Raw genomic sequence first — 7,988 nt, forward strand, 5'->3', positions numbered from 1 at the left:
GGCTGCTCCGTCACGGACCGGGGTGGGATTAGAGGCCCCGCCCCGGTCCTCTCAAACAACTCGCCCTGACTTTCCCTCTACACCAGCAAGGAATGAGATTATGAGGCAAGACCGCGCACTGCTCCGGACGGGCTTCCCGTCCGGGACCTCAGTGGTAAAGGACGTGTTGCCATGCTGGACCTAATACCTTCACTGGGAAGCTGGCGGCCTGCGGTCTCCGGCCAGCGCTGCGCCGTCGCCACCATCGTGGCCGCGGGCGGCTCCGTGCCCCGGCCGCTCGGCACCTCCTTGCTTGTGTCGGAACACGGCGATGTGCTGGGCAGTCTCTCCGGCGGCTGCGTGGAAGGCGCCGTGGTGGACGCCGCCCTTCAGGCCATGCGCGACGACGGTCCGCGCCTTGAGTCTTTCGGCTACAGCGCCGAGGACGCGTTCGCCGTCGGGCTGACCTGCGGAGGGGAGCTGGAAGTCCACATCCAGCCGCTCGGGTCCTCGCCGGAGGCCATGGACTACGCCATGCTGAACAGCCTGGCAGGCCACCATTCCACTGCTGCTCTGGCACTGATCCGCAGGCTTGACGCCGGCGGGGGAGCCGTCGTCGTGCAGGATCCTGTGCGGTTCCGCGCTATGGAGTCGCCGGAACTTGCCCGGCTGGTGGGTGACCATCCCGCTACTGTTTACGCGGCAGCCGCCCAGCTCGAGCCACTGCTCCAAGGCGGACGCACCGGGATGGTGCGGCTGGCCCCGCCTGAAGGCTGCGGCCCGGCGGCCGGTTCTGTGTCCGGGGACCGCCAGCCCGAGCCCATCACCCTCTTCGTGGAAAGCCGGCTCCCCGCCGCGCGCATGCTCATTTTCGGCGCCAACGACTTCGGCGCCGCGCTGCTCCCGGCCGGGAAGCTCCTTGGCTACGACGTCACGTTGTGCGATGCCCGGCCGGCTTTTTCCAGCCAGGGCCGCTTCGTCGCCGCCGACCAGGTGGTCACGGACTGGCCGCACCGCTACCTCGCCGCAGAAGCAGCAGCAGGATGTGTGGACGGCCGGAGCGTGGTGTGCGTGCTGACCCACGACCCCAAGTTCGACATCCCGCTGCTGGAAACCGCGCTTGGCCTGGGCCTCGCCTATGTGGGCGCCATGGGTTCGCGACGCAGCCACCGCCAGCGCATCGATGCGCTGCTCGCGGCCGGCACTCCGGCCGAGGCGCTGGAGCGGCTCCATTCGCCCATCGGCCTGGATCTGGGCGCGGTCACCCCGGCCGAAGTAGCTGTTTCGATCACCGCCGAAATCCTCGCGTCCCGCGCGCCCGCATCGCTGGCGCCGCTCACGGCATCCTCGCTCAAGGACGGCAGCGGCCCCATCCACCACACAGAACCACCTGCTGTGCACGAACCCCGCACGCACGAACCCCGCCAGGAGGACCCATGGACATGAACACCATCGAGGCCGTCGTCCCCACGACGGACCCCGCCGATTGGCGCGACGGCGATGCCTGGCTGGCGGGCGGCACGGTCCTGTTCTCCTACGGCAGCTACGCGTTCGGCCAGCACCCGCTCAAGCGCCTGCTGGACCTGGGCTCCGCCGGATGGCCCGCCGTCACGGTCACCGGGGAGGGCATTGAGCTCGCGGCAACGTGCACCGTCGCGGAACTGTATGCACTCCCGGATGATCCCGGGCCTGGGATCTACACCGGATCCTGGCCGGCCCTTTCCCTCATCCGCCCCTGCTGCGACTCCTTCGTGGCCTCCTTCAAGGTCTGGAACATGTCCACCGTCGGCGGCAACCTCTGCACCTCGCTGCCCGCCGGACCCATGATTTCACTGTGCGCCGCGCTGGACGGCCGGGCCACCGTCCTGGGCCCGGGCGGCGCCAGCCGCACTGTTCCGGTAACGGAGTTCGTGACCGGGGACGGCCGGAACGCCCTGGCTCCCGGCGAGCTGCTGCGCAGCGTGCACCTCCCGGCGTCGGCCCTCGCCTCGCGGACGGCGTTCCGCCGGCTCTCGCTGAGCAACCTGGGACGCTCCGGGGTGCTGCTGATCGGAAGGCTCGACGCCGGCGGGAACCTGACGCTCACCGTCACGGCAGCGACCAAGCGGCCGATTCAGCTGCGGTTCGACGCGCAACCGGACGCCGCCGCCTTGGCCGCTGCCCTCGATACCGCCATCCCGGAGGCCCTCTATCACGACGACATCCACGGGCTCCCTGCCTGGCGGCGGGACATGACGTACCGGCTGGCCGAAGAAATCCGCGCCGAACTTTCAGCCCCGGCCGGCGACACGCCTTTGCACGTTTCCGGCGACTTCTGGCCTCCGCAGGCATCAATCCCTCGGGCTCCTGCCCGGAATGCGTTTGTGAATCCCACCCTGGATGCGTCCCCGGCCGCATCCCCGAAGGAAAGGGCCTGAGCATGGCCATCGAAATCAACGGCGCACCGGCCCAGGCCGAACCCCGTCCGGGCCAATGCCTGCGCACGTTCCTGCGGGAGCAGGGCAACTTCGGCGTCAAGAAGGGCTGCGACGGCGGCGACTGCGGGGCGTGCACCGTCCACGTGGACGGCACCCCCGTGCACAGCTGCATCTATCCGGCCGTCCGGGCCGAAGGCCATGCCGTCACCACCGTGGAGGGACTCGCTGCCACAGCCGGAACCGGCGGCGCGCTCCACCCGGTGCAGCAGCAGTTCCTGGACCGGCAAGGCTTCCAGTGCGGTTTCTGCACTGCGGGCATGCTCATGACCGCCGCCACCTTCGACGCGGCGCAGAAGGAGAACCTGCCCCGCAGCCTCAAAGGCAATCTGTGCCGCTGCACCGGATACCGCGCCATCGAGGACGCGGTGTGCGGGGACTCTGTCTGCGGTCATGAAAGGCATGGCGAATCCAGCCACCCTGCCCCGGCGGGGCCGGGTGCCGGAATCGCCGGCGAAGGGCAGCCCCCTCCGCAGCCGGGCCAGCTGGGGGACGACGTCCCCGCACCGGCCGGCCGGGCGATCGTCACCGGCACAGCGCGCTACACCCTGGACGTTCCGGCGGACGAGTTCCCCGGGCTTCTGCACCTGAAGCTGCTCCGCTCGCCGCACGCCCACGCCCGGGTGGTCTCCATCGACGCAACCGCCGCCCTGCAGATTCCCGGAGTGGAAGCCGTATTCACCCACGAGGACGCCCCGGCTCAGCTGTTCTCCACGGCCCAGCACGAGCTCTACACGGACGACCCGGACGATACCCGCGTGCTGGATAACGTGGTGCGGTTCATCGGACAGCGGGTTGCCGCCGTCGTCGCCCAATCCGTAAGCGCGGCGGAAGCCGGCGTCTGCGCGCTGGCTGTTGAGTACGAGGTACTGGACGCCGTCTTCACCCCGGAAGAGGCCCTGCGGCCCGGAGCCCCGGCCATTCACGGGGACAAGGATGCGGCGATGGCGCGCATCGGCCGGCCGGAGCAAAACGTCGTGGTGGAGCTGCATTCCGAGCTGGGGGACGTGGCCGCCGGTTTTGCCGAGTCGGATTTCGTCCACGAGCAGACGTACCGCACCCAGCGCGTGCAGCATGTGGCGCTGGAGACGCACGCCTCCATCGCGTCGATCGACGACGACGGCCGGCTGCAGGTCCGTACCTCCAGCCAGGTGCCGTTCCTGGTCCGCCGGACGCTGTGCAGGGTATTTGGGCTGCCCGAGAACCAGGTCCACGTGGTGGCCGGCAGGGTTGGCGGCGGCTTCGGCGGCAAACAGGAGGTGCTCACAGAGGACATCGTGGCCCTCGCCGCGCTGAAACTGCGCCGTCCCGTGCAGCTGGAGTTCACCCGGACCGAACAGTTCACGGCGGCCACCACGCGGCACCCGTTCACCATCCGGCTCAAGGCCGGTGCCAGCCGGGCCGGCCGGCTCACTGCCCTGCAGCTGGACGTGCTGACCAACACCGGCGCCTACGGCAACCACGCTGTGGGAGTGATGTTCCACGGCTGCGGCGAATCCCTGAGTGTGTATAAATGTGCCAACAAGAAAGTGGACGCCCAGGCCGTCTACACCAACACGGTGCCGTCCGGGGCCTTCCGCGGCTACGGGCTGAGTCAGATGATCTTTGCCATCGAGTCAGCCATCGATGAGCTGGCTGCCGGAATCGGGCTGGACCCGCTGGAGTTCCGGCGCCGCAACATGGTCCGCGAAGGCGATGACATGCTGTCCACGCATCCGGAACCCGAGGAGGACGTGCACTACGGCAGCTACGGTCTGGACCAGTGCCTGCGGCTCGTCGCGGACGCCCTGGACCGGGGCCGCGAACGCTACCGCGCGGCAGGCCTGGACCACCTTGGCCCGGACTGGGTTACCGGGGAGGGCTCGGCGCTGTCCATGATCGACACCGTCCCGCCGCGGGGTCACTTCGCCCATTCAAAGCTCCGGCTCCTGCCGGACGGCACGTATGCGGCCGACGTCGGGACCGCCGAATTCGGCAACGGCACCACCACTGTGCACGCCCAGCTCGCGGCGACGGCCCTCGCCACGACGGCCGGCCGGATCCGTGTCCGGCAGTCGGACACGGATCTGGTCGAGCACGATACCGGAGCCTTCGGCTCCGCCGGTACCGTGGTGGCCGGCAAGGCGACACTTGCTGCCGCCGAGGAACTTGCGGTGCGGATCCGGGCGTTCGCCGCCGGCGTCCGCCAGGTGCAGGCTTCCGGTTGCACGCTGGACGGCGACGCGGTCCTCTGCGAGGGAACCAGGGTGCCGCTGGCGGAAATTTACGACGCCGCCGCCCGCGCCGGCGTCGAACTCGCCGCCGAAGGGCGCTGGGGCGGGACACCGCGTTCGGTGGCCTTCAACGTCCACGGGTTCCGGGTGGCCGTGAACACCGGGACGGGGGAGCTGCGGATCCTGCAGAGTGTCCAGGCGGCCGACGCCGGGGTGGTGGTGAACCCGAGGCAGTGCCGCGGGCAGATCGAGGGCGGAATCGCCCAGGCGCTGGGCGCCGCGCTGTATGAGGAGGTCAGGGTGGATGACGCCGGACGGGTGACCACGGACATCCTGCGGCAGTACCACATCCCGTCTTTCGCGGACGTGCCGCGCAGCGAGGTGTATTTTGCCGACACCAGCGACAAACTGGGCCCGCTCGGCGCGAAGTCCATGAGCGAGAGCCCCTTCAACCCGGTGGCGCCGGCACTGGCCAACGCCATCCGCAACGCCACGGGGGTCCGGTTCGCTGAGCTGCCGATCGCCCGGGACAAGATCTATCTGGGCCTGAAGGAAGCGGGGCTGGTCCCCTCCCGCTAAGGTGCTGCTGTCCCGGCAGGGATTCTTTATGAGGCGGACAACGGGCTGCCTGGGGGTCGACCCAACCGTTTGTGACAGGCCGTGATCCGGCGACCCTTGACTGATGCGTGACCCAGGTCATACCGTGATTTCACTACTCGATATTCATCTTCCGCATTGTGGAATAAATGCAATGACGCTCCTGCCGGTAGTTTCCGGCATGGATCCCAATGCGGAATGCATGGAAGACATCTTCAAGAAGTGAGATCACGATGCAGATGACCCCGTTGACCGAGGTCGACCCGGCTCCCGAAACCGGAGTTGACTTGAGCAAAGCAGCCCACCCCTCTATGGGTGTGGACGCGCTTTGCGATGAAGCCAGCGCCGCCTCCGGCCGAACGATCAGCCCCACCCTGTACAACATCGACCTTGCCCCGACAAGGCGGGAAGGTCGCCGCTGGACCAGTTACAGCATTTTCACCCTCTGGGCCAACGACGTCCACAGTCTCGGCAACTATGCCTTCGCCATCGGTCTTTTCGCCCTTGGGCTTGGAGGCTGGCAGATCCTCCTTGCCCTGGGTGTCGGAGCCGTGCTGCTCTTTGCGCTGCTGAGCCTCTCCGGCTTTATGGGCGTAAAGACCGGCGTCCCGTTCCCTGTCATGAGCCGGATCAGCTTCGGCATCAGGGGAGCCCAGATCGCCAGCCTCCTGCGCGGGGCAGTGGCCGTGGCATGGTTCGGCATCCAGACCTACCTGGCGTCGGTGGTGCTCCGCGTCATGCTCGTGGCGATGGTTCCCTCCCTCAAGGAGTTGGATGGCAACTCCATCATGGGCCTGTCCACACTCGGCTGGATTGCCTTCGTTGGACTGTGGATCGTCCAGCTGGTCATCGTCAGTTTCGGCATGGAAATGATTCGCAAGTACGAGGCCTTCGCCGGGCCCATCATCTTGGTGACCATGGCTGCCATCGCCATCTGGATCTTCGCGGAAGCCGGCGGCTCCATCGCCTGGTCCTCCAGCAACGCCCTTGAGGGCGGCGACATGTGGCGCACAATCTTTGCCGGCGGCGCACTGTGGGTCTCCATCTACGGAACCTTCGTCCTGAACTTCTGCGACTTCACCCGCTCGGCGGTCTCCAAGAAGGCCGTGGTCCGCGGAAACTTCTGGGGCATCCCCATCAACATGCTCGTCTTCGGCGCCATCGTGGTCGTCATGGCAGGCGGCCAGTTCAAAATCAGCGGCAAGATCATCGAGAGCCCCTCGGACATTGTCCAGACCATCCCGAACACGCTCTTCCTTGTCCTGGCCTGCCTGGCCCTGCTGATCCTGACCATCGCCGTGAACCTGATGGCCAACTTCGTGGCTCCCGTCTATGCACTGACGAACCTGTTCCCCAAGCACCTGAACTTCCGTAAGGCGGCCTGGGTCAGCGGTACGATCGGCCTCATCATCCTTCCCTGGAACCTCTACAACAACCCCCTGGTCATTGTGTACTTCCTCGGCGGACTGGGCGCGCTGCTGGGGCCGCTGTTCGGCGTGGTCATGGCAGACTACTGGCTGCTTCGCCGCGGCAAGGTCAACGTGCCGGAGCTCTACATCGAGTCGCCCACGGGAGCCTACTTCTACAAAAAGGGCTTCAACCCCAAGGCGATTACGGCACTGATACCGGCTGCCACCGTCGCCCTCGTGATCGCTTTTGTCCCGGCCTTCGAGGGAGCCGCCCCGTTCTCCTGGTTCTTCGCAGCCGGCATCGCGGCAGTGGTGTATTACCTGATTTCGGACCGCAAGCAGCAGTTCGACGACGTCGACGGCGAGCCCATCGCCATCGTCAGCACCCACTGACCGCGTCCGGCTCGGACGGAGAGGAAATCATGCGCATTCTTGTTGCGAACGTCAATACCACCCAGTCCATGACCGATTCCATCGCCGCCTCGGCCCGCAGCGTGGCGGCGCCCGGAACGGAAATCATTGGAATCACGCCCCGCTTCGGTGCCGAATCCTGCGAGGGGAACTTCGAGAGCTACCTTGCCGCGATCGCGGTGATGGACAAGGTGATGTCCTACCCGGAGCCGTTCGACGCCGTCATCCAGGCTGGTTACGGCGAGCATGGCCGTGAAGGCCTCCAGGAGCTGCTGGACGTTCCGGTGGTGGACATCACCGAGGCCGCCGCCAGCACGGCCATGTTCCTGGGCCACAAGTACTCCGTGATCACCACGCTGGACCGGGCTGTTCCGCTCATTGAGGACAGGCTGAAGCTGGCGGGGCTCGATGCCCGCTGTGCCTCGGTCCGCGCCAGCGGCATGGCCGTGCTGGAGCTCGAGGAAGAGCCGGAGCGGGCCGTCGAGGCGGTCATCGAGCAGGCGCTGCTGGCTGTTCGCGAGGACAAAGCGGAAATCATTGTCCTTGGATGCGGCGGCATGGCCGGACTCGATGAACAGATCCGGCAGCGCGCCGGTGTTCCGGTGGTGGACGGGGTGGCCGCTGCGGTGACCATCGCCGAATCGCTGGTCAGGCTGGGGCTTTCCACCTCCAAGGTGCGGACCTTTGCCGCACCCCGGCCCAAGACCGTCATAGGCTGGCCGTTGTTGGCAGCGGAGGAATCCGCTTCACAGTAAGTTCACGACTGTAAGTTCACGCATTACTGCGGAAGTGGAGCCGGCCTGCACAGGCCGGGAGCACAACGCGTAACCCCCAAAGTTGCGGAACTACACTAATAAGACCTCCAGAACACACAACCACTACCACTGCTCACCACGGAGCGCGAG

The 7,988-nt window shown here is 67.0% G+C and carries 5 protein-coding genes; all 5 read left to right on the forward strand.

The window, feature by feature from the left end; all coding sequences use genetic code 11:
• Positions 1–171 precede the first annotated feature (171 nt).
• The 5 genes from ABIB26_RS19425 to ABIB26_RS19445 all read left to right on the forward strand — a co-directional run bounded on the left by ABIB26_RS19425 (position 172) and on the right by ABIB26_RS19445 (position 7,838).
• A complete protein-coding gene (locus tag ABIB26_RS19425; protein ID WP_354246895.1) occupies positions 172–1,425 on the forward strand; it encodes an XdhC family protein in 1,254 nt (417 codons plus the stop codon).
• Complete coding sequence (locus ABIB26_RS19430; RefSeq protein WP_354246897.1) at positions 1,416–2,396, forward strand: FAD binding domain-containing protein; 981 nt, start codon at positions 1,416–1,418, stop codon at positions 2,394–2,396. Before ABIB26_RS19425 ends, ABIB26_RS19430 begins: the two co-directional genes overlap by 10 nt.
• Positions 2,397–2,398: 2 nt before the next feature.
• Positions 2,399–5,245 (forward strand): molybdopterin-dependent oxidoreductase, encoded by a 2,847-nt coding sequence (locus ABIB26_RS19435; protein ID WP_354246900.1) that lies wholly within the window; start codon positions 2,399–2,401, stop codon positions 5,243–5,245.
• 329 nt (positions 5,246–5,574) lie between these two features.
• Entirely contained in the window at positions 5,575–7,065 is a 1,491-nt protein-coding gene (locus ABIB26_RS19440; protein ID WP_354246918.1) for an NCS1 family nucleobase:cation symporter-1, read from the forward strand.
• 29 nt (positions 7,066–7,094) lie between these two features.
• Complete coding sequence (locus tag ABIB26_RS19445; protein ID WP_354246903.1) at positions 7,095–7,838, forward strand: aspartate/glutamate racemase family protein; 744 nt, start codon at positions 7,095–7,097, stop codon at positions 7,836–7,838.
• The last annotated feature ends 150 nt before the right edge of the window (positions 7,839–7,988 follow it).

Origin of the sequence: Arthrobacter sp. UYEF20, from assembly GCF_040546335.1 — a bacterium.
In the GTDB taxonomy this organism is placed as follows: Bacteria; Actinomycetota; Actinomycetes; order Actinomycetales; family Micrococcaceae; genus Arthrobacter.

Bases quoted from the DNA above. Each gene is read 5' to 3' on its own strand.
- ABIB26_RS19430 (WP_354246897.1), top strand. From the start codon at position 1,416: ATGGACATGAACACCATCGAGGCCGTCGTCCCCACGACGGACCCCGCC.
- ABIB26_RS19440 (WP_354246918.1), top strand. From the start codon at position 5,575: ATGGGTGTGGACGCGCTTTGCGATGAAGCCAGCGCCGCCTCCGGCCGA.
- ABIB26_RS19435 (WP_354246900.1), top strand. From the start codon at position 2,399: ATGGCCATCGAAATCAACGGCGCACCGGCCCAGGCCGAACCCCGTCCG.
- ABIB26_RS19445 (WP_354246903.1), top strand. From the start codon at position 7,095: ATGCGCATTCTTGTTGCGAACGTCAATACCACCCAGTCCATGACCGAT.
- ABIB26_RS19425 (WP_354246895.1), top strand. From the start codon at position 172: ATGCTGGACCTAATACCTTCACTGGGAAGCTGGCGGCCTGCGGTCTCC.